The sequence below is a fragment of the Frigoribacterium sp. CFBP 8766 genome (genome assembly GCF_014841435.1).
Lineage (GTDB): Bacteria > Actinomycetota > Actinomycetes > Actinomycetales > Microbacteriaceae > Frigoribacterium.
On sequence record NZ_JACYTX010000002.1, the window covers coordinates 580,027 to 601,543 of the forward strand.

19 protein-coding genes are annotated in these 21,517 nt (G+C 72.1%); 4 read left to right on the plus strand and 15 right to left on the minus strand.

The genetic code is table 11. The annotated features are described in order from the left end of the window. Position 1: 1 nt before the first annotated feature. The 5 genes from IFT90_RS08520 to dusB all read right to left on the minus strand — a co-directional run bounded on the left by IFT90_RS08520 (position 2) and on the right by dusB (position 7,512). A complete protein-coding gene (locus tag IFT90_RS08520; protein ID WP_369878212.1) occupies positions 2-1,081 on the minus strand; it encodes an ABC transporter permease in 1,080 nt (359 codons plus the stop codon). 127 nt (positions 1,082-1,208) lie between these two features. Continuing rightward, on the minus strand, positions 1,209-2,834 hold the full coding sequence (locus IFT90_RS08525; protein WP_192041812.1) for an ABC transporter substrate-binding protein: 1,626 nt from the start codon (positions 2,832-2,834) through the stop codon (positions 1,209-1,211). 208 nt (positions 2,835-3,042) lie between these two features. Then, positions 3,043-4,953 carry a DNA primase gene (gene dnaG / locus IFT90_RS08530; RefSeq protein WP_192041813.1) on the minus strand — a complete coding sequence of 637 codons (1,911 nt, stop codon included), beginning with the start codon at positions 4,951-4,953 and terminating at the stop codon, positions 3,043-3,045. Between the two features lie 55 nt (positions 4,954-5,008). After that, positions 5,009-6,280, minus strand: a complete 1,272-nt coding sequence (locus tag IFT90_RS08535; RefSeq protein WP_371812196.1) for a deoxyguanosinetriphosphate triphosphohydrolase — start codon at positions 6,278-6,280, stop codon at positions 5,009-5,011. Between the two features lie 74 nt (positions 6,281-6,354). Then, positions 6,355-7,512, minus strand: coding sequence for a tRNA dihydrouridine synthase DusB (gene dusB, locus IFT90_RS08540; RefSeq protein WP_192041814.1), 1,158 nt, complete (start codon positions 7,510-7,512; stop codon positions 6,355-6,357). A gap of 15 nt (positions 7,513-7,527) precedes the next feature. Here dusB and IFT90_RS08545 point away from each other — a divergent pair, with 15 nt between their 5' ends. Continuing rightward, positions 7,528-8,061: an aminoacyl-tRNA deacylase gene (locus IFT90_RS08545; protein ID WP_192041815.1), complete on the plus strand. Its 534-nt coding sequence runs from the start codon at positions 7,528-7,530 to the stop codon at positions 8,059-8,061. Here the strand turns inward: IFT90_RS08545 and IFT90_RS08550 are convergent. The 5 genes from IFT90_RS08550 to IFT90_RS08570 all read right to left on the minus strand — a co-directional run bounded on the left by IFT90_RS08550 (position 8,051) and on the right by IFT90_RS08570 (position 13,044). Then, the gene (locus tag IFT90_RS08550) at positions 8,051-8,248 is read right to left on the minus strand and encodes a hypothetical protein (RefSeq protein ID WP_192041816.1); all 198 of its coding nucleotides are present in this window, start codon (positions 8,246-8,248) and stop codon (positions 8,051-8,053) included. The two genes, IFT90_RS08545 and IFT90_RS08550, sit on opposite strands and share 11 nt — an antisense overlap. After that, positions 8,245-8,982 carry a DsbA family protein gene (locus IFT90_RS08555; protein WP_192041817.1) on the minus strand — a complete coding sequence of 246 codons (738 nt, stop codon included), beginning with the start codon at positions 8,980-8,982 and terminating at the stop codon, positions 8,245-8,247. The genes IFT90_RS08550 and IFT90_RS08555 overlap by 4 nt, the downstream gene beginning before the upstream one ends. After that, the gene (locus IFT90_RS08560; protein WP_192041818.1) at positions 8,979-9,944 is read right to left on the minus strand and encodes a hypothetical protein; all 966 of its coding nucleotides are present in this window, start codon (positions 9,942-9,944) and stop codon (positions 8,979-8,981) included. The genes IFT90_RS08555 and IFT90_RS08560 overlap by 4 nt, the downstream gene beginning before the upstream one ends. A 517-nt stretch (positions 9,945-10,461) precedes the next feature. Then, complete coding sequence (locus tag IFT90_RS08565) at positions 10,462-11,847, minus strand: glycine--tRNA ligase (protein WP_192041819.1); 1,386 nt, start codon at positions 11,845-11,847, stop codon at positions 10,462-10,464. A 132-nt stretch (positions 11,848-11,979) separates the two neighbouring features. Continuing rightward, the gene (locus tag IFT90_RS08570) at positions 11,980-13,044 is read right to left on the minus strand and encodes an aminotransferase class V-fold PLP-dependent enzyme (RefSeq protein ID WP_192041820.1); all 1,065 of its coding nucleotides are present in this window, start codon (positions 13,042-13,044) and stop codon (positions 11,980-11,982) included. 81 nt (positions 13,045-13,125) lie between these two features. Between IFT90_RS08570 and IFT90_RS08575 the strand changes: the two genes are divergently transcribed. Continuing rightward, positions 13,126-14,088, plus strand: coding sequence for a LysR family transcriptional regulator (locus tag IFT90_RS08575; RefSeq protein WP_192041821.1), 963 nt, complete (start codon positions 13,126-13,128; stop codon positions 14,086-14,088). 32 nt (positions 14,089-14,120) lie between these two features. After that, on the plus strand, positions 14,121-14,798 hold the full coding sequence (locus IFT90_RS08580; protein WP_192041822.1) for a hypothetical protein: 678 nt from the start codon (positions 14,121-14,123) through the stop codon (positions 14,796-14,798). Here the strand turns inward: IFT90_RS08580 and IFT90_RS08585 are convergent. Together IFT90_RS08585 and recO are read right to left on the minus strand one after the other, a co-directional pair. Continuing rightward, positions 14,795-15,634, minus strand: coding sequence for an isoprenyl transferase (locus IFT90_RS08585; protein ID WP_192041823.1), 840 nt, complete (start codon positions 15,632-15,634; stop codon positions 14,795-14,797). The genes IFT90_RS08580 and IFT90_RS08585 overlap by 4 nt on opposite strands. After that, complete coding sequence (gene recO / locus IFT90_RS08590; RefSeq protein WP_192041824.1) at positions 15,631-16,398, minus strand: DNA repair protein RecO; 768 nt, start codon at positions 16,396-16,398, stop codon at positions 15,631-15,633. Before recO ends, IFT90_RS08585 begins: the two co-directional genes overlap by 4 nt. A gap of 34 nt (positions 16,399-16,432) precedes the next feature. Between recO and IFT90_RS08595 the strand changes: the two genes are divergently transcribed. Further along, on the plus strand, positions 16,433-17,095 hold the full coding sequence (locus IFT90_RS08595; protein WP_123546142.1) for a trimeric intracellular cation channel family protein: 663 nt from the start codon (positions 16,433-16,435) through the stop codon (positions 17,093-17,095). A 460-nt stretch (positions 17,096-17,555) separates the two neighbouring features. Here the strand turns inward: IFT90_RS08595 and leuA are convergent, their stop codons facing one another. The 3 genes from leuA to IFT90_RS08610 all read right to left on the minus strand — a co-directional run bounded on the left by leuA (position 17,556) and on the right by IFT90_RS08610 (position 21,445). Next, positions 17,556-19,316, minus strand: coding sequence for a 2-isopropylmalate synthase (leuA, locus tag IFT90_RS08600; protein WP_192041825.1), 1,761 nt, complete (start codon positions 19,314-19,316; stop codon positions 17,556-17,558). Between the two features lie 189 nt (positions 19,317-19,505). Then, positions 19,506-20,177, minus strand: a complete 672-nt coding sequence (locus tag IFT90_RS08605) for a response regulator transcription factor (protein ID WP_192041826.1) — start codon at positions 20,175-20,177, stop codon at positions 19,506-19,508. Then, a complete protein-coding gene (locus IFT90_RS08610; protein WP_192041827.1) occupies positions 20,174-21,445 on the minus strand; it encodes a sensor histidine kinase in 1,272 nt (423 codons plus the stop codon). The genes IFT90_RS08605 and IFT90_RS08610 overlap by 4 nt, the downstream gene beginning before the upstream one ends. Positions 21,446-21,517 lie beyond the last annotated feature (72 nt).

A 21,517-nucleotide genomic window follows, 5' to 3' on the forward strand; every position in this document is an offset into this window, starting at 1 on the left:
GTCAGTACCTCACTCTCGGGTCGATGAGGGCCGCGATGACGTCGACCAGGAAGTTCGTGACGGCGACGATGACGGCGAGCACGGCGACGATGCCCTGCACGGCGACGAAGTCGCGCGCCGAGAGGTACTGCTGCAGCTGGAAGCCGAGGCCGCGCCAGCCGAAGGTCGTCTCGGTGAGCACCGAGCCGCCGAGCAGCATCGCGATCTGCAGGCCCATCACGGTGATGATCGGGATCAGCGCCGGCTTGAGCGCGTGCTTCCGCACGAGGCGGAGCTCGGAGACGCCACGCGAGCGTGCCGCGTCCACGTACTCGGAGCCGAGCGTGCCGATGACGTTCGTCCGCACCAGGCGGAGGAAGATGCCCGCCGTCAGCAGGCCCAGCGTGAGGGCGGGCAGCACCGCGTGGCTGAGGACGTTCAGCGTGATCGTCGAGTTGCCGAGCCGCAGCGCGTCGAGGATGTAGATGCCCGTCGGGTTCTCGATCCGGCCGAGGGCGATGGCGATCCGGGTGTCGGCGCGTCCGCTCAGCGGGAGCCAGCCCAGCCAGACCGAGAAGGTGAGCTTGAGCAGCAGGCCCGCGAAGAAGACGGGCGTGGCGTAGGCGAAGATCGCGAGGATGCGCAGCACGGCGTCGGGCCAGCGGTCGCGGAGGTAGGCGGCGAGCATGCCGAGCGGGATGCCGATCACGAGCGCGACGATGAGCGCGTAGATCACGAGCTCGAGGGTCGCGGCGCCGTACGTGACGATGATGTCGCTGATCTGGCGGTTGTCCGTGGCGGTCGTGCCGAAGTCGAGGCGCACGATCTGGCCGAGGTACTCGACGTACTGGACGATGATCGGCCGGTCGTAGCCGGCCGCGGCGAGCCGCTCGGCGAGCTGCGCCTCCGTCAGCCGGTCGCCCACCGAGGCGGTGATCGGGTTGCCGACCACGCGCATCAGGAAGAACACCAGCGTGACGAGGATGAAGACGGTGGGGATGATCAGGACGGCCCTGACCACCAGGTAGCGTCCGAGACCACCGCCTCCGCCGCCTGCACGGCGTCGTCGGGGGGCCGCCGGGGCGGGCCGCTCGGGGGCGATCTGGTCGCCGGTGAGCACTGTCACGTCGATGTGCCTTTCTGGGTGGAACGGAGGCGGACGCGAGGGGTGCCCCGCCCGTGGGCGGAGCACCCCTCGTCGTCGTGCCGTGAGGCGGTCGTCCTGCCGACTAGCGGCTGAGCGCTCCGTAGCGGAACTTGAACGACGAGTCCAGCGTGTCGTCGACGCCCTGGACGTCGCTGGCCGAGACGACGACCTGCGTGCCCTGGAGGAGCGGCAGCGTCGGCAGGTCGGCCGCGACGGCGTCCTGGACGTCCCCGATGAGCGCGGTGCGGGCCGTCTCGTCACCCTCGGCGATCTCCTGCGACAGCAGGGCCTGGACGGCCGCCGAGTCGTAGTGGTTGCCGACGAAGTTGTCCTTCACGAAGAACGGCGACAGGTAGTTGTCCGCGTCCGAGAAGTCGGGGAACCAGCCGAGCTGGTACACCGGGTAGGCGTCCTGGCGGCGCTCGGTGGAGTAGGTGTCCCACAGGGTCGACTGCAGGTTCACGGTGAACAGGCCCGACGCCTCGAGCTGCGTCTTGATGAGGGCGTACTCCTCGTCGCTCGACGCGCCGTAGTGGTCGGGGCTGTACTGCAGGTCGAGCTGGACGGGCACGTCCACGCCGGCCGTCGACAGCGTCGCGGTCGCGGCGTCCGCGTCGGGGCCGCCCTGGCCGTCGCCGTACAGCGACTCGAGCGGCTTCGTGGCACCGGTCAGGCCGTCGGGGACGACCGAGTAGAGGGGCGTGTACGTGTCGTTGTACACCTCCTTGGCGAGGGCCTCGCGGTCGACGACGCTCGCGACGGCCTGGCGGACCGCCAGGGCCTTCGCCGCGTCGGCGTCGGGCTGGGTCGCGCCGTAGGGCATCGTGTCGAAGTTGAAGACCATGTAGCGGGTCTCGCCGCCGGGGCCGTTGTGCACGGTCAACGAGTCGTCCTTCGCCAGGTCGGCGAGGTCGGTCGGGCTCAGGCTGCGGTTCGCGACGTCGACGTCGCCCTCCTGCACGGCGAGCTTGAGGTCGGTCTCCTCCGTGAAGTAGGTGGCGGTGACCGAATCGGTCTTCGCCGCGCCCAGGACGCCGTCGTAGGAGTCGTTGGCCGCGTACTGGATCGACTCGTTCTCGGAGTAGTCGGTGATCGTGTACTGCCCGGAGAAGGCGTTGCCCTCCACGATGTCGTCGGGCGCGGTCAGGCTGGTCGCGGAGAAGACGTCCTCGTCGACGATGGGGCCGGCGGGGCTCGACAGGATCTGCGGCCAGGTCTGGTCGGCGCCCTTCAGCGTGAAGACGACGGTCTTGTCGTCGGGGGCCTCCGTGCTGGCGAGGTTGCCGAGCAGCGACGAGGGGCCGTTGTCGTCCGCGATCGCCAGCTGGCGGTCGAAGGTGAACTTGACGTCGCTCGAGGTCAGTGCGTTGCCGTTGGCGAACGTCAGCCCGTCCTTGAGGGTGACCGTGTAGGTGGTGGGGTCGGTGAACTCGGCCGACTCGGCGAGGTCGGGCTCGACGTCCGGGCTGCCGTAGGGCGAGTTCATGAGGAACCCGAAGACCTGGTTCTGCACCGCGAACGAGCCGTTGTCGTACGACCCGGCCGGGTCGAGGGAGGTGATGACGTCGGTGGTGCCGACGCTGATGCCGTTGAGCGCGTCGTCGGCCGCGTCGCCGCCGGACGCGCAGCCGGCCAGGACGAGAGCCGTGGCGGCTGCTCCTCCCATGACGGCGAGGACGCGGCGGTTGAGCCTGGAGTCGGATGTCATTCCGGTTTCCTCTTTCTCTGTGTGCAGGGACCCCGAGGCCGCAGCTGTGGGTGCGACAGTGCACGGGGGGTAGCTATTGGTAACACACAGTCAGCTCTCGGCTGCAACCGATAGGCGATCGTTTACAAACTCGCAACGAAGTTTGCCACGTGGTCCGATGACGTCACGATGACGTACCGGCGCCGCTCTCGCAGCCGCGGCACGGCCCTCACTGCTCGGCGGTGAGCGCTCTCCGCTCGACCTCGAGGGCGGCGAGCTGTACCTGGATCTCGCGCCACTTGTCGGGGTCGGTCTTGACGTCCGTGCGGAACGACCGGCCCATCAGCTCCGATTTATCCCTGATCAGGTCCCGCTCGACGATCGACACGACGATGCCGCGGCAGTAGGTCGTGATCTCCCTGTCCTGGCGCTCCGGGATCGGCGCGACCGCCAGCTCCTTCGCCAGGGCGTCGAACGGCGCGGGCGTCTGGTCGAGCACGACGTCGAGCCAGGAGGCGTCGCCGAACTTGTCGAGGCTCGCGCCGATGGCGTCGCGCACGACCGCCAGGGAGGTGGTCTCGAGTCGCGCCTGGACCGCTCGCCTCATCAGCTCGAAGCCCACGGCGTCGGGGTGCTGCAGCATGGCCATGACCGCGTCGCGCTCGGTGCGGGTCGTCAGGTCGCCGGGCAGCGACATGAGGCTGGGCCCGGCGGGCTCCTCGGGCAGGGGCGGCAGGCTCGTGATGGACTGGCGCCCCTCGGAGGCGTTGGCCGGCAGCGCACGAGGTGCCGCCGCGACGGCCTGCGCCTGGCGCATCACGGACGTCACGACCTCCACGACGCTCTCCGTGTCCTCTCCGACCGCCTTCGCGAGGAAGCGCGCGTAGCCGAGGCGGATCGAGTTGTCGCGGATGGACGCGACGGCCGGGGCAGCTGCTCGCACCGCGCTGGCACGGCCCTCGACCGTCTCGAGGTCGAACCCCACGACGCTGCGCTGGATCATGAACTCGAACATCGGTCGACGGGTGTCGATCATGCGCCGGACGGCGTCGTCCCCCCTCGCGAGCCGCAGGTCGCAAGGGTCCAGGCCCTCGGGCGGGAGGGCGACGAACGTCTGCGTCTGGAACCGCTGCTCCTCGGCGAAGGCCCGCGACGCGGCCTTCTGGCCGGCCTCGTCGGGGTCGAACGTGAAGACGACCTGGCCGAGCGCCGAGAGGTCGTGCCCCGCGCTCTCGCCCAGCATCGGCCGCAGCAGCTTGATGTGGTCGACGCCGAAGGAGGTGCCGCAGGTCGCGACGGCGGTCGTCACGCCCGCGAGGTGGCACGCCATGACGTCCGTGTAGCCCTCGACGATGACGACCTGCTTGCCCTTCGCGATGTCGCGACGGGCGAGGTCGAGCCCGTAGAGGACCTGCGACTTGTGGTAGATCGGCGTCTCGGGGGTGTTCAGGTACTTCGGGCCCTTGTCGTCGTCGAGGAGGCGCCTGGCCCCGAAGCCGATGGTCGACCCGGTGACGTCGCGGATCGGCCACACGAGACGGCCCCGGAACCGGTCGTAGGGGCTGCGGTCGCCCTGGCTCAGCAGCCCGGCCGTGACCAGCTCCTCGTCGGCGAAGCCCGCGCCCTTGAGGTGAGAGCGGAGGGCGTCGAACGACTTGGGCGCGAACCCCACGCCGAAGCGCTCGGCCGCCGCAGGGTCGAAACCGCGCTCGCCGAGGAACCGACGGGCCGGGTCCGCGTCCGCGGCGGTGAGGTGCTGGGCGAAGAACTCCCGCGCGGCCTCGTTCGCGGCGATGAGGCGCGCTCGACCGCCGTGGTCGCTCGCCTTGCCGCCGTCTTCGTAGCGCAGCGTGAACCCGATCCGGCTCGCCAGCCGCTCGACCGCCTCCTGGAAGGTCGTGTGGTCGGTCTTCATCACGAAGCTGTAGACGTCGCCGTCCTCGCCGCAGCCGAAGCAGTGGTACCGACCGACCTGGGGGCGGACGTGGAAGCTCGGGCTGCGCTCGTCGTGGAACGGGCAGAGGCCCTTCAGCGAGCCGACGCCGGCGCCCTTGAGCGTGACGTGGTCGCCGACGACGTCGGCGATGTTCGTGCGGGAGCGCACCTCGTCGATGTCGTCGCGCTTGATCAGGCCGGGCACGGGACGGTCCCTCCTCGGAGCTCGGGCCGGGTGGCGACGGAGGTCACGGGGCCGCTCATCGCGCCCCGACGAGGCGGTCGTGCCAGCTGACGGCGCTCTGGTCGGTCAGGGAGGCGACCTGGTCGACGACCACGCGCCTCCTGCCGGCATCGTCGTCCGCGACGGCCCAGTCGGCACGGAAGCCGGGGTCGAGCTCGGAGTCGCCCGTCGCCCAGAGGGCGTCGGACAGGGTCGTGAGGACCTCGCGCTGACGCTCGTAGATCGGCTGGCGGTGGCCCTGCGTCATCACGAAGGCCGCCGTGATGCCCTTGAGCACGGCGATCTCGCCGATCACGTCGGGAGAGATGACCATGCTCGCGCTGAACCGGATCAGGGACTGCTCGGCGTACGACTCGCGCGTGGACTGCGTGGCCGAGCCGGCGAAGCGGCCGATCAGCTGGCTGGTCAAGTTCTTGAGGCGGGCCTGGTCGAGACGGCCGCCGTCGTAGGACCGGAGCCAGAAGGGCTGGCGGCGGAGGCGGTCGAAGGCCTCCTCGAGCTCGTCCCGGCTGAGCTCGCCGCCGACCCACGCGTGCATGGCCGTGACCAGGGCCTCGTGGCCGTCGGGCGACCCCAGGCTCGACACGTCGACGTAGCCGTTGACCACGGCGTCCTCGAAGTCGTGCACCGAGTAGGCGATGTCGTCGGAGAGGTCCATCACCTGGGCCTCGATGCAGCGGCGACGCCTCGGCGCACCGGCCCGCAGCCAGTCGAAGGCGGCCGTGTCGTCGTCGTAGAAGCCGAACTTCATGCGTCCGCCCGGGTCGGGGACGCCCTGCGCCGCCGGCCACGGGTACTTGCAGCTCGCGTCGAGGCTGGCGCGGGTGAGGTTGAGGCCGAAGCTGCGGCCCGTCGCGTCGATGACCTTCGGCTCGATGCGGGTGAGCAGACGGAGGGTCTGCGCGTTGCCCTCGAAGCCGCCGATCGACGAGGACCACTCGTTCAGGGCGCGCTCGCCGTTGTGCCCGAAGGGCGGGTGGCCCAGGTCGTGGGCCAGGCATGCGGTGTCGACGACGTCGGGGTCGAGGCCCAGGCTCGTCGCGAGCTCGCGGCCGACCTGCGCCACCTCGAGCGAGTGCGTCAGGCGGTTGCGGGCGAAGTCGAGCCCCGCAGTCGGGCTCAGCACCTGCGTCTTGGCGGCGAGGCGCCGGAGCGCGCTCGAGTGCAGCAGGCGTGCTCGGTCGCGGGCGAAGTCGCTCCGGCGGTTCGAGTGCTGTTCGGGCAGCCAGCGCTCGGAGTCGGCGCGGGCGTAGTCGACGCCGACGCCGTGCAGGGAGGCAGTGGTCACCGGGGGCCTCTCGGGGTGGCAGGGGCGGACGAGGTCGAGGAGGCGGTCGGGAAGCGGACCGAGGAGGGCACGCCTCAGCCCCCGCTGTGGTGCAGCTCGGCCGCGACGAGCTCGCCGCGGAACGCCTCGTCGAGCTCTCGGCTCTCGAGCCAGCGGTCGGGCAGCGACGGCCGCTTCGGGCTGCCGGCGCGACCTCGCGGCCCCTCGGCCGCGTCGCCGGGGTAGGGCTGAGCGGCGTCGAGGGTCGCCAGCAGGTCGTCCATCTGCTGCAGCGACTCGACGGCCGCCAGGGCGGCTCGCGTGTCGCCGCCCACGGGGTAGCCCTTGAAGTACCACGCGACGTGCTTGCGGATGTCGCGGCAGGCGTGCGGCTCGTCGCCGTCGTAGAACTCGACCAGGAGCTCGGCGTGCCGGCGGAACGCCGCGGCCACCTCGCCGAGGGCCGGCTCGGCCTTCTGCTCCTCGCCGCGGAACGCGGCCGCGAGGTCGCCGAACAGCCACGGTCGCCCGAGGCAGCCCCGGCCGACGACGACGCCGTCGCAGCCCGTCTCGTCGACCATGCGGAGCGCGTCGGCCGCGGACCAGATGTCGCCGTTGCCGAGCACGGGCACGCTCGTGACCGTCTGCTTCAGCTTCGCGATCGCCGACCAGTCGGCTTGGCCCGAGTAGTACTCGGAGGCCGTGCGGGCGTGCAGCGCGACGCTCGCGACCCCCGCGCCCTCGGCCGCCCGGCCCGCCTCGAGGTACGTGAGGTGCTCGTCGTCGATGCCCTTCCGCATCTTCACGGTCAGGGGGACGTCGCCGGCGGCCTTCACCGCTCGCTCGACGATCTCGCGGAAGAGCCCGATCTTCCAGGGGAGGGCCGCTCCCCCGCCGCGCCGCGTCACCTTCGCCACGGGGCAGCCGAAGTTGAGGTCGATGTGGTCTGCGCGGTCCTCGGCGACCAGCATGGTGACCGCCTCGGCGACGGTGTTCGGCTCGACGCCGTAGAGCTGGATGCTGCGGGGCGTCTCGCTCTCGTGGTGCGTGATCAGCCGCATCGACTCGGGGGTGCGCTCGACGAGGGCGCGGCTCGTGATCATCTCGCTGACGTAGAGGCCGGCGCCGTGCTCGCGGCACAGTCGGCGGTACGCCGTGTTGGTGATGCCGGCCATCGGCGCGAGCACGACGGGCGAGGCCACGTCGATCGGTCCGATCGAGAGGCCGGGGGAAGGCAGGGTGGAGGTGGTCATCGGTACGATTCTCCCATGAGCGATCCTGCGCTGACAGCCTCCGACGGTTCGCCTGTGGACGGCGCCACGGCGACGAGCGACGTGCAGGGGCCAGGCACGCAGCGCCTCCTCGCCGACGCCGCCGAACGCGGCCTCGCCGTCGAGATCGTCGCGCGCCCGGCGGCCGACAGCCTCGAGGCGGCGGCGGCCCTGCTGGGGGTCGATCCGGCCTCGGTCGTCAAGAGCCTCGTGGTGAAGCGGCACGACGGGTCGTTCCTCTTCGCGCTCGTCCCCGGCGACCGACAGATCTCGTGGCGCAAGCTGCGGACCGTCGTCGGGGTCAACAAGCTCTCGATGCCTGCCGCCGAGGTCGCCCTCGACGCGACCGGCTTCGAGCGCGGCACCATCACTCCCGTCGGCAGCTCGACCGCCTGGCCCGTCGTGGCCGACGAGCGGATCGTCGGTCGTCGAGTGGCCATGGGCGCCGGCGGGCACGGCCTGAGCGCGTTCGTCGAGGCCGACGAGCTCATCGAGGCGTACTCCGCGACCGTGGCCGACATCAGCGACTGACCGCCGCCTCCGGGGCCGGGTCCGCCTCGGTCCGGACGTCGGCCGGTGTCGCGCTCGGCGTCAGGGCGCCGACCGGTGCTGCGCTCGGGGTCAGGGCGCCGACCGTGGCGACCGCTGCCGGCAGCAGGCAGGCGTCGCCCTCGCACGCGAGGGCGTCCGCGTCGCCGAGCATGGCGAACGGACTCATCGGACGGCGTCCGTCCCAGTCGTGTCCGCACCCGGGGCGGACGCGGTGCCGCCCGCCGTCGCCAGCTCGGACTGCACCTGCTGCAGCGCGCCGAGGAACGCCTCCGGCGCCTGGGCACCCGAGATCCCGTACTTGCCCTCGAGCACGAAGAAGGGCACGCCCGTGATGCCGAACGCCTGCGCCTGCTGCTGGTCGGCGCGCACGTCGGCGAGGTGCTGGTCGGACTCGAGGGCCGCGACGACCTCGGCGCGGTCGAGGCCGACGTCGGCGGCGAGGTCGCCGAGGTCGGCGACGCGGCCCACGTGACGGCCCTCGACGAAGTAGGCGGCCAGCAGGCGCTCGGTCATCTCGAGCTGCAGGCCGCGCGCCTTGGCGAAGTGCAGCAGCTGGTGCGCCTTCACCGTGTTCGTGTGGTGAAGCGACCCGAAGTCATAAGCGAGCCCGACCTCGGCGGCGATGCCGGTGACCTGGTCGAGCATGCCGCGCACCTGGTCGGCCGGCATGCCCTTGTGCTTCGCGAGGAAGTCGACCTCGTCGCCCTCGAAGTCGACCGGGGTGTCGGGCGACAGCTCGAAGGAGTGGTACTCGACCTCGACCTCGCCGTCGAAGCGCGCCGCCGCGTCCTCGAACTTCCGCTTGCCGATGTAGCACCATGGGCAGGCGATGTCGCTCCAGACGTCGACTCTGATCGGGGAACTGGCGAGGGACGAGGAGGCGGTGGTCGTGTCGGTCACGACAGGGCAAAGTCGGTGCGGGTCCGACGCATTCCCGGGTCAGGCCCCAGCCTCCAGCGGCGGCGGCCCCTCGCGCCCAGCACGCGCGGCAGCCGCGCCTCGGGGCGCCCTGAGGGCGGCGGGCCGCCGGCGAGCCCCACGAGCCGGTCCACCGCCTCCTGCACCGCCGCCCACTCCTCGCGCACCTGCCGGTAGCTGACCCGGCACGGCACGAACCCGGCCGCGATCGTCAGGAGGTCCTTCCGGCGATCGCGCTCGAAGTGGTCGGCGTGGTGCTCGCGACCGTCCGTCTCGAGCGACGCCGTCCCGTCGACGACGTGGTCGACGGCCTCGCCTCGCGGCCCCACGACGACCTGACGCTCGACGACGCGGCCCGCCAGGCGCAGGCGGGTGCCCGCCGCGCTCTCGAGGATGCTCTGTGCGCCGACGTCGCTCCACTCAGCCAGCCCCGACGCGTCCTGTCGATGCCGCCCGAGGACGGCCCGGTCGTCCGCCTCGGTGATCAGCTCGACGGACCGGGCCCAGTCGGCGAGGACCACCGCGTCCTCGAAGGAGGGCGCCTCGACCACGGCGCGGGCCAGGGCGTCGCGGGCGTCGACGGTCGCGGTCCCGCCCCGATCGACCACGTCGCCTCCGTCCCACACGACGCGCACGCCGCGGCGGCTCCTCAGGCGCGACGCGGTGCGGGGCACCGAGACGACGACGTCGGGGGGACGGCGATCCCAGGCCCACGCGCCCAGGAGGGCGAGCGCGGCTGCCCCGGTCAGCCTCCCCCCGACCGCGACGGCGACGAACCTCGGGTCGGTGGACGGCCAGGTCGAGTACCACCCGCGCCTCGGACGCCGGACGTCCCGAGCCCGCACCGCCGCCGTGAGGTGCCTGTCGGTGGCCCCGTGGCCCACGAGGTCGCGCTTGTGCAGCAGCCCGCCGGCCGCGGCCACCAGCTCTCGGATCGTCGTCATCCCCCGAGGATCTTCGCCCATGTGCACGTAGTGCTGGCGTCGCGGGCCAGCCTGTGGACGAGACGAGCACCGCTCGACGGCGTGGAGGACGCACCTCCACCGCCGCGTGCAGGCGCCCGGTGCTCGGGCCGCCCCCGTGCCCGTCGGCAACTCCTGACGAACGCGACGCACGGAGCACCGGCCTCCGGCCGCGAAGCCCCTCGGGCGCCCCTGATCAGGAGTTGCCGACCGCGGGCGACGCACCCGGCAGCCCGGGCCCGGGCCCGCGAGCAGGCCGCGAGTACGAGTCGAGAGCGACGCGGACCAGCCGGCGTCGGCAACTCCTGCGACAAGTGCAGGCAGTCGCACGCGACCCCGCTGCGTGCAACTGTCACGGGGCACCGTGCAGGAGTTGCCGACCGGTGACCCGACTCGGCCCCCGAGGGTCGTCCGGGGCCGACGGCCCGGACAGGCGCGGCGGGCCCCGCAGGCGCGGAGGGCCGGCGGCCCGGCGGGCCCCGGCAGGCCCGCGGGGGCGCTAGGCGCCGAGCAGCTGCTCCGCGAGGTACCCGCGCAGCGCCGACAGGGGCATGCGCTGCTGCTCCATCGTGTCGCGCTCGCGGACCGTCACCGCGTCGTCCTCGAGCGAGTCGAAGTCGACCGTGACGCAGAAGGGCGTGCCGATCTCGTCCTGGCGACGGTAGCGACGGCCGATCGCCCCGGCGTCGTCGAAGTCGATGTTCCAGTACTTGCGGAGGTCCGCGGCGAGGCCTCGCGCCATCGGCGACAGCTGCTCGTTGCGGCTGAGCGGCAGGACGGCGACCTTGATCGGCGCCAGGCGGCGGTCGAGCTTCAGCACGGTGCGCTTGTCGACGCCGCCCTTCGCGTTCGGCGCCTCGTCCTCGGTGTACGCGTCGACGAGGAACGCCATGAGCGACCGGGTCAGGCCGGCGGCGGGCTCGATGACGTACGGCGTCCAGCGCTCGTTCTTGGCCTGGTCGAAGTACGACAGGTCCTTGCCGGAGGCGGCGGCGTGCGTCCGGAGGTCGTAGTCGGTGCGGTTCGCGACGCCCTCGAGCTCGCCGAACTCGCCTCCGGCGAACCGGAAGCGGTACTCGATGTCGACGGTGCGCTTCGAGTAGTGCGAGAGCTTCTCGGGGGCGTGCTCGTACAGGCGGAGGTTCTCGGGGTCGATGCCGAGGTCGACGTACCACTGGAAGCGGGCGTCGATCCAGTACTGGTGCCACTCTTCGTCGCTGCCGGGCTCGACGAAGAACTCCATCTCCATCTGCTCGAACTCGCGCGTGCGGAAGATGAAGTTGCCGGGGGTGATCTCGTTGCGGAAGCTCTTGCCGATCTGGCCGATCCCGAAGGGCGGCTTGATGCGCGACGACTGCAGGATGTTGTCGAAGTTGGTGAAGATGCCCTGGGCCGTCTCGGGCCGGAGGTACGCCATGCCCTGCTCGTTGTCGACCGGCCCGAGGAACGTCTTGAGCAGGCCGGAGAAGTTCTGCGGCTCGGTCCACGACCCGGGCTGCCCGGTCTCGGGGTCGCGCACGTCGGCGAGGCCGTTCTCGGGCGGGTGGCCGTGCTTGGCCTCGTACGCCTCGAGGAGGTGGTCGGCGCGGTAGCGCTTGTGGGTGTGCAGCGACTCGACCAGGGGGTCGCTGAACACCTCGACGTGCCCGGACGCCTCCCACACCTGGCGCGGCAGGATGACCGCGGAGTCGAGCCCGACGACGTCGTCGCGGCCCTGCACCATGGTCTGCCACCACTGGCGCTTGATGTTCTCCTTGAGCGCGACGCCGAGGGGCCCGTAGTCCCAGGCCGACCGGGACCCGCCGTAGATCTCGCCCGACTGGAAGACGAACCCGCGGCGCTTGGCCAGGGCGATGACGGAATCGAGACGGTTGGGTGCTGCCACGGGGTGTGCTCCAGAGGATCGGTCCGGGCTCGGGGCCCGGCGGTCGAGGTACCCGGCAACTCTAGCCGCGCGGGCGGCTCGGCCCGCCCCGGCCGGGCGCCCGGACGAGCACCGACGTCTCGACCGGCCGGGTCAGCGTCCGAGGGAGGCGACGACCGCCTCCACGTCCTCGGCCCTGTTCCAGAGGTGGAAGGCGACCCGCACGCGACCGGCCCGGGCGGAGACAGTGAGGCCCGCCTCCCCCATCGCGGTGGCGGCCCGACCGTCGACGTCCGCCCACGTGACGATCGCCTGGTGCTGCTCGGGCAGGTCGAGCCGTCGGCAGAGCTCGTCGCCGAGCCCGCTGGCGTGCGCCCAGGTCTCGGCAGGGTCGAGGCGGGCGAACGTCTCGAGGGCCGCCGCGGCCCCCGGCCAGGCCGGCCAGGCCGGCGACACGTCGAAGGCACGGGCGTCGTGGGCGAGCTGCATCGCGGGCCCGTAGCAGGACGACCAGACCGAGTCGCCCGCGTACCAGCCGGCCTGCACGGGCCGCAGCTCCGCCAGGGCACGCTCGGACAGGGTCATGAAGGCGGCGCCCCGAGGGCAGCAGAGCCACTTGTAGGCGTGCCCGACCGAGACGTCCCACGCGGAGGCGTCGACCGGCAGGACGCCCGCCGCCTGCGTCACGTCGCAGACGGTGAGGGCGCCGTGGACCGCGGCCGCGGCGCGGATCCTCGCGTCGTCGGCAACGACGCCGGTGGCCGACTGGACGGCCGACCACGCCACGCACCACGTCGAGGGCCCGACCGCCTCCGCCAGCTCGGCGACCGGGACGCTGCGCACCGTCACGCCCCGGTGCGCCTGCTGCAGGAACGGGTAGACGACCGAGCTGAAGTCTCCGTCGACGCAGACGACCTCGGCACCGTCGGGCGCGGCCGCGGCGATCACCGAGACCATGGCCGAGGTCTGCGAGCCGACGGCGACGCTCGTGACGGGCACGCCCACCAGCCGCGCGTACGAGGCCCTGGCCTGCTCGACGACGTCCCCGTAGGCGACGGGCGAGCGTGACCCCGTGGCCCAGCGGTCGAGGTCGTCGCGCTGGGCCGCGAGAGTCTCGGCCAGGGGCAGCCCCATGGTGCACGCGGCGAGGTACCCGGTGCCGCTCGCGAAGCGCGAGGCCGCCTCCGGGACGGTCAGGATGCTGGTCGTGTCGGGCATCGCCCCAGACTGGGCCGTGCGCCGCAGGACGACAAGGCCAGGATGACAACGCCACACATAACGTGACGTTATGGTTCGAGCATGACCGACGACCTCGATCTGTTGACCCTCCGCATCGTGCGCGCCGTCGCCGACACCGGGACGGTGACCGCCGCCGCCGCCGAGCTGGGCTACAGCCAACCGGCGCTCAGCCAGCACCTGCGGCGGGCCGAGGCCAGGGTGGGCCACCCCCTGCTGCTGCGGGCGGGCCGCGGGGTCGAGCTGACCGAGGCCGGGCGGCGCCTGGCCGAGCACGCCGTCCACGTGCAGGCCGCTCTCGACGCGGCGCGCCAGGAGCTCGACCACCTCGGCGGCGCGACCTCGGGACGGGTGCGGCTCGCGGGCTTCCCCAGCGCCTCCTCGACGCTCGTGCCCGACGTGCTGTCGCGGCTGCGCACCAGCCACCCCGGACTGCAGGTCGACTACGTCGAGGCGGAGCCCCCCGAGGCGCTGACGCTGCTGCGCGACGGAGCCGTCGACGCCGCGGTCGTGTTCCGCCACGCGGGCCGGGCCGCCACCGATCGCGAGAGCGTGCCCGAGTCGCTCCGCGAGACAGCGCTGTTCGTCGACCGCACCGTGCTCGTGCTGCCCCGCGCCCACCCGTTCGTCGAGGGCGACGACTTCGGCGCGCTGCACGCCGAGCGCTGGATCGGGGGCTGCCCGCGCTGCCGCGGCCACCTCCTGACCACCTGTGCGACCGCAGACTTCGTGCCCGAGATCGTCCTCGAGACCGACAACGCGCTCGCCGTGCTCGGCCTCGTCGCGGCGGGTCTGGGCATCGCGCTGCTGCCGGGCCTGTCGCTGCAGTCGGCGGCGATCCCCGAGGAGGTGCGGGTCGTCACCCTGCCCCCGTCCGTCTCGCGGGTGATCGCGGTCGCGCACCGCCGCGGGGCCCGGCGGGTGCCCAGCATCCGTGTCCTCACGGAGGCGGTGGCCGCGGTGCTGCCGGACCGGCACGGCCTCGAGGCGGTCGGGCCGCAGGGCGCTGTCGCAGGCCCGAGCTAGGCTGACCGGACGAGACGAAGGGTGCCTGCTCCGTGAAGAGACGACTGACCGCCGTAGGCCTCGCCGCCATCGTGCTGGTGGGCCTCACCGCCTGCTTCCCCGACCTCACGACCCTGCAGCCGGTCGGCCAGGGCGGCGTCGACGACGGCTCGGGCCTGGGCGGCACGGCCACCCAGGCGCCCCAGCCGCAGGTCACGGGCGCGCCGGGCACCGGCGGAGGGACGGGCAGCGCCTCACCCGACGAGCTGGCACCGGGCGGCACGCTCCTCAACCAGGTCAACTACAAGGACCTCACGATCTACGTCTACAGCGTCGGCACCCTGACGACCACGGCGCCCTCCATCTACGCGCGGCCCGACGGCACTGATCCCTACCCAGCCGGCACCACCGTCGAGGCCACCGCCTACGTGCTCGCCAACAACTCGCAGCGGCGGCTCGACCTCACCGACCTGAGCGCCGACTACTCCGCCTACGGCAACGACCTCGCTCAACAGGACGTGTTCGCCGGCCAGGACCTGCTGACGGACGCCGGCTACTCGACGTCGCTCGAGTCGGCCTTCCCGGCCGACGCGGCGACCTGGTACCTGCTGCCGGGCGAGTCGGCCGTGTTCGCCAACGCCTGGTTCCACCGGCCCGCCGACGGGCCCCTCACCCTGCAGTTCCTCTGGCCCGCCGAGCGGATCTTCCTCGGTGCGAACATCCAGTTCTAGGCGCTGCCGGTCGTGTCGGCGCCGGTGCTGATGCCGCTGGCCGCCGGCGTCGGCGCGTCGACGGCCCCGCCGAAGCGGCGAGAGCGTCTGGCGTACGTGACCACCGCCTCCCACAGGTCTGTCCTCGAGAAGTCCGGCCAGAGCCGGTCGAGGAACACCATCTCGGCGTAGGCCGACTGCCACAGCAGGAAGTTGCTCGTCCGCTGCTCGCCCGAGCTGCGGACGAAGAGGTCGACGTCGGGCAGCTCGGGCGCGTACAGGTGCCGCTGGATGAGCTTCTCGCTGACGCCCGACGGCTTGACCCGACCTGCCGCCACGTCCTCGGCGATGGCGCGGACGGCATCGGCGATCTCGGTGCGGCCGCCGTAGTTGACGCACATCGTGAGGGTCAGCACGTCGTTGCCCCGGGTGAGCTCCTCGGCGTACTGCAACTCCTTGATCACGGAGCCCCAGAGCCGCGGTTTGCGGCCCGCCCACCGGACGCGCACGCCCCACGCGTTCAGCTGGTCGCGCCTCCGGTGCAGGACGTCGCGGTTGAAGCCCATCAGGAACTTGACCTCGTCGGGCGAGCGCTTCCAGTTCTCGGTCGAGAATGCGTAGACGCTCAGGTGCTTCACGCCGAGCTGGATGGCGCCGGCGACGACGTCGAGCAGCGAGGCCTCGCCCTGCTTGTGGCCCTCGACACGGGACAGGCCTCGCGCGTTCGCCCATCGCCCGTTGCCGTCCATGACGATGGCGACGTGCTCGGGGACGGCGCCCCGGGGCAGCTCGGGCGGGTACAGGCCCGTCCAGTCGACGGGGCGCCAGTCGACGGCGTCGCGGTGGGTCTTCTTCACGGGGTGCCTTCCCTGGCGGCAGCGGGCAGTGCCCGGCCTGGCTCTCGGTCGATGTGCTGGAGCGAGCGGAGGCCGCGCTCGAGGTGCCACTGGGTGTACGCGGCGACGACGCCGCTCGCCTGGTTGCGGGTCGCGTCCGGGGTCGCGTCGGCTGCCTCCCAGTCGCCGGTCAGCAGCGCCGAGAGCAGCCCGAGCGCGGGAGGCGCGAGTCGCGGAGCCCCCGGAGGCGCGTGCTCGTCGGCCACCACTCCCCCGAGCTGCACCACGAACGCCGAGTGCGGCCCCGGGGCGCCCGACACGGCACAGTCGCCGAAGCTCGGCGACCAGCCGGCGATGCTGAGCGCGCGGAGCAGGTAGGAGTCGAGGGTGAGCTGGGGGGCGTGCTCCCGCCGGCTCAGCGACCGCAGGGCGCCGACGAGGAGGAGGTACTGCTGCAGGCCGGCCTCGGCGTCGGTCAGCTTGTCGGCCGTCTCGACCATGACGCTCCCGGCCGTGTAGCTCGCGTAGTCGGCGGCGATCAGGGCACCGTAGGAGCCCAGCGACTCAGCCTGGGTCACCACGTCGAGCGACCGGCCCTCGTAGAGCTGCACGTCCGCCACCATCATCGGCTCGAGACGCGAGCCGAACTTCGACCCGGTACGCCGGACACCCTTGGCCACGGCCCGGATCTTGCCGTGCTGGCGGCTGAGCATGGTCAGGATGCGGTCCGCCTCACCCAGCTTGTGGGTGCGCAGCACGACGCATTCATCTCGGTACACGGGCACTCGGCCATGATCCCACGCGTGGTACAAGTGCAGGATGCACGCCACGGCCTTCGCCATCCCCCTGTGGGCCGACCTCCTCGCCGTCGGGGTCGGCAGCCTGCAGGGCGCCATGTTCGCCTCCGAGTTCAAGGACCGCCGGCTCGACCTGCTCGGGGTCGCGATCATCGGCATCGCCACCGGGCTCGGCGGCGGCATCCTGCGCGACGTGCTGCTCGGGCAGGTGCCCCGCGCCATGTCGAGCAACTGGTACCTGCTCGTGGCCGTGGCCGCCGCCCTCGTCGGGATGGCGCTGCAGCGCCTGTTCCACCGGCTCGCGGGGCTGATCACCGCCCTGGACGCCCTCACCATCGGCCTGTTCGGCGCGATCGGCTCGACGAAGGCGCTGGCGCTCGGGCTGCCCGAGATCCCTGCCGTGTTCGTCGGGGTGATCTCCGCGGTCGGGGGCTCGGTGCTGCGGGACCTGTTGATGAACCTGACCATCGCGATGATGCACGTCGGGTCGCTCTACGCCGTGGCCGCCGCCGCCGGGACCGTCGTGCTCGTCGTGCTCGTGTCGGTCGGGGCGCCGGTGGCGCTCTCCGCGATCATCGGGACGTCGGTCACCCTGGTGATCCGGCTGCTGGCCGTGCGCTTCGGCTGGACACTGCCCGAGCAGCGCGCCCTGAGCCGGCTGCCGCGCTGGCGTCGACCGCGCTGACGTAGGTCGGCATCCGCCGCGCCGCTGCCGCTGCCGCTGCCGCCTGCGCAGGCACAGGCCGTCGCACCGGCGCGCTCGGTGTCGGCGCAGGCCGTCGCACCGGCGCGCTCCGTGTCGGCAACTCCTGACGGGTGCCCCGGCGCGGCCGCGCGCCCGGAACGTCCGCCAGCGCGGTCGCTCGTGGATCAGGAGTTGCCGACACGACGTCGAGCACGTGTGACCGGACCGAGTCCGGACCGCACAGCCCGGACCGGTGGGGCGGGGCTGGTCGGACGGGCAGTGGGGACTCGTGTCGGCAACTCCTGACCGGTGCGTCGGCGCTGCCGCGCGCCAGCGCCACCCGCGCGCGTGACCGCGCACGCGTCAGGAGTTGCCGACACGATCAGCGGCCTGCCGACGGAGCCAGCGGCCCGCTGCAGCCGGGCCGAGCGGCGGCCCGGCTGCAGCGGCCGCGCAGCGGCTAGGCCGTGGCGAGCTCGCGCACCGTCGTTGTCCGGCGGACGGCGCGGTTCACCGCCGAGACGATGGCCTTGAGCGACGCCGTCGAGATGTCGGCGTCGATGCCCACGCCCCAGAGACGCGTCCCGTCGACGTCGAGCTCGACGTACGCCGCGGCCTGTGCGTCGCCGCCCGCGCTGAGGGTGTGCTCGACGTAGTCGTAGAGCTCGACGCGCACCCCGTGGTCGGCGAGGACCTGGATGAAGGCGTCGATCGGGCCCTTGCCCCGGCCGGAGGTCGACTCGACCGTGTCGCCCACGCGGAGGTCGACGTCGAGCGACGTCACGCCGCCCATGTCGCTGGAGGTCCCCGTGCGCGTCAGCTCGAACCGGCCCCACTTGTCGTCGTCGATCAAAGCGGGCAGGTACTCGTCCTGGAAGATCGTCCAGATGTGGGCGCTCGACATCTCGCCGCCCTCGGCGTCGGTGCGCGCCTGGACGACCCCGCTGAACTCGATCTGCAGCTTGCGCGGCAGGTCGATTGCGTGGTCGGCCTTGAGCAGGTAGGCGACGCCGCCCTTGCCGGACTGGGAGTTGACGCGGATGACGGCCTCGTAGCTCCGGCCCAGGTCCTTCGGGTCGACCGGCAGGTAGGGCACAGCCCAGACGAGGTCGTCGACGCTCGTCCCCGTCGCCTCCGCCTCGGCGGCCATCGCCTCGAAGCCCTTCTTGATGGCGTCCTGGTGGGAGCCGCTGAAGGCCGTGTAGACGAGGTCGCCCGCCCACGGGCTGCGCTCCGGCACCGGCAGCTGGTTGCAGTGCTCGGCGGTGCGCTTGACCTTGTCGAGGTCGCTGAAGTCGATCTGGGGGTCGATGCCCTGCGTGAAGAGGTTGATGCCGAGCGCGACGAGGTCGACGTTGCCGGTGCGCTCGCCGTTGCCGAAGAGGCAGCCCTCGATGCGGTCGGCGCCGGCCAGGTAGCCCAGCTCGGCGGCGGCGATGCCCGTGCCGCGGTCGTTGTGCGGGTGGAGCGACAGGATGACGCTGTCACGGCGCGCGAGGTTGCGGTGCATCCACTCGATCGAGTCGGCGTACACGTTCGGGGTCGCCATCTCGACGGTGGCCGGCAGGTTGACGATGACGGGACGCTCGGGCGTCGCGTCGAAGGCCTCGATGACCTGGTTGCAGATGTCGAGCGCGAAGTCGAGCTCCGTGCCGGTGTAGCTCTCGGGCGAGTACTCGTAGAACACGGCCGTCTCGGGGATGGTCGCCTCGGCCGCGCGGCAGAGCCGGACGCCCTCGAGGGCGATGTCGACGATGCCCTGCCGGTCGGTGCGGAAGACGACGTCCCGCTGCAGGACGCTCGTCGAGTTGTAGAGGTGCACGATGGCCTGCTTCGCACCGGCGATGGCCTCGTACGTCCGGGCGATCAGGTGCTCACGTGCCTGGGTCAGCACCTGGATCGTGACGTCGTCCGGGATGGCGCCTGTCTCGATCAGGCTGCGGACGAAGTCGAAGTCGGTCTGCGAGGCGCTCGGGAAGCCGACCTCGATCTCCTTGTAGCCCATGCCGACGAGCAGGTCGAACATGATGCGCTTGCGCTCAGGGCTCATCGGGTCGATGAGGGCCTGGTTGCCGTCTCGGAGGTCGACGGCGCACCAGCGCGGAGCCTCAGTGATGCGACGGGAGGGCCACGTGCGGTCGGGCAGGTCGACGGCGATCTGCTCGTGGAACGGGCGGTACTTGTGGGTCGGCATCCCCGACGGGATCTGTGCGTTCTTCATGACTCAGGTCTTCTCTGCCCCGACGACGGGGCCTCAGCGCGTGGATGGTGTCGGCCGACGACGAACTCCGCGACGAGGGAGGCCTGGGTCAGGTCTCGTCGCGGCAGCTAAGGAGGAGCAGACCGAACAGCACGAGGCGAATCTAGCACCCGAGCCCGATCCGTGACGGACGAGCCCTGTCGGCAGCCGCTACTCGGCGATCCCGTGCTCGTACGCGTACACGACGAGCTGGACGCGGTCGCGCAGCGACAGCTTCGACAGCACCCGGCTGATGTGCGTCTTGACCGTGGCCTCGCTGAGGAACTCGCGCCCGGCGATCTCCGAGTTGCTGAGCCCTCGGGCTGCGAGGTCGAAGATGTCCCGCTCGCGACTGGTCAGGGTACCGAAGGCGGGCGGGATCGACGCCGCCCGGGAGGAGCGGCCGTCGAAGTGCTCGAAGAGCTCCCGTGTGGCCGACGCCGCGATCACGGCGGTGCCCGCGTGGACGGTGCGGATCGCGGCGAGCAGGAACTCGGGGTCCGCGTCCTTCAGGACGAAGCCGCTGGCGCCTCCCCGGATCGCCCGGGTCGCCGCCTCGTCCAGGTCGAAGGTCGTGAGCACGATGATGCGAGGCGGGCGTCGAGCCGCCGCCTCGGCCTGGGCCAGGACGGCACTCGTCGCGGCGATCCCGTCCATCACGGGCATCCGGATGTCCATGAGGACGACGTCCGGACGTGCCTCGGCGACCATCGCCACCCCCTCCTCGCCGTCGCTGGCCTCGCCGACGAACTCGAGGTCGGGCTGGGAGCCGACGAGCATCTTGATGCCGGCCCGGAAGAGCGCCTGGTCGTCGACCAGGGCGACGCGGATCGTGGTGGTCATCGGATCATCCCTACTTCTTGAGTGAGCGCCAGCGTCGGCACGATGGCATGGACGACGAACCGTCCGTCGGCGTCCTGGGTGGTGAGCGACCCGCCGGCCAGCGTGGCCCGCTCGCGCATCCCGTCGAGACCGTGGCCGCCGCGGCGCGTCTCGCCCGTCGCCCGCGTGTCGACGGGCTCGGTGACCGGACGGACCACGTTCGAGACCACCAGGTGGAGGGCGTCGTAGCGCCAGTCGAACAGCAACTCGACCGGAGCGTCCCGCGACCCGTGCCGGAGCGCGTTGGTCAGCGACTCCTGGACGATGCGGAACACGGCGAGCTGTCGGTTGGTGCCGAGCTGCTGGGGCTCGCCGTGCACGCGGTGGTCGATCTGCAGACCGGAGCCGCGCATCTGGTCGAGGAGGCGGTCGAGGTCGCCCAGCGCGGGCTGCGGTGCCTCGCCCTGGCTGTGCCGCAGCTGCCCGAGCAGCACTCGGACGTCCCCGAGCGCCTCGCGGGCCGTGCCCGCGATGGTCTGCAGCGCCTCGTCGACGCTCGTGGGATCGACCCTCGCGGCGTAGCGTGCGCCGTCGGCCTGGGCGATCACGACGGCGAGCGAGTGGGCGACGACGTCGTGCATGTCGCGAGCGATCCGGTTGCGCTCCTGCTCGACGGCGATGTCGCGCTCGGCCCGCGCCGCCTCGCGCTCGGCCCGCGCGGCGTCGCCCTCGGCCCGTGCGGTCTCGCGCTCGGCGGTGAGCTGCGCCTCCCGGCTCACCCGCGCGGTCGAGCGCGCCCGGGTCAGCAGGCCGGCGGCCCACGGCAGGCCGAGGAGCCCGAGGAAACCGAGGAACGTGATGCCGAGCTGCAGGAGGATCCGGACCACGTCGGTGATGCCGTAGACGTTGTAGTCGATGCCGAAGAGCGACGTCTGCACGAACGAGACGTAGAAGGTGCCCGAGATCGCGCCCAGGGCCACGGACCCGAGACCCGCCCACTTCGCCCGCTCGCTTCCGTACGCGGCGACGGAGTAGAGCACGGCGCAGACGGCGAGGTTGCTGATGCCTGGTGTCGACAGCGAGACCATCTCGCCGAGGGCGACGGCCCAGGCGATCGTCAACGCCAGCGACGGGGACAGGCGCCGGATCGCCGCGGCGACGACCATGCCGAGCACGACCAGGCCGCCCACGAGGTCGCCCTCGAGGAACAGCAGGGAGACGAACCCGAGCAGGAGGGCCGCTGAGACGTCGACGACGACCTGGTAAGGCGCGAGGCGGCGGAAGCTCATCCGACGAGCGTAGGGCGCGGACGGGCCGACCGGGTGGGCCACGGACGTCCCGACGACCAGCGGCCGACCAGG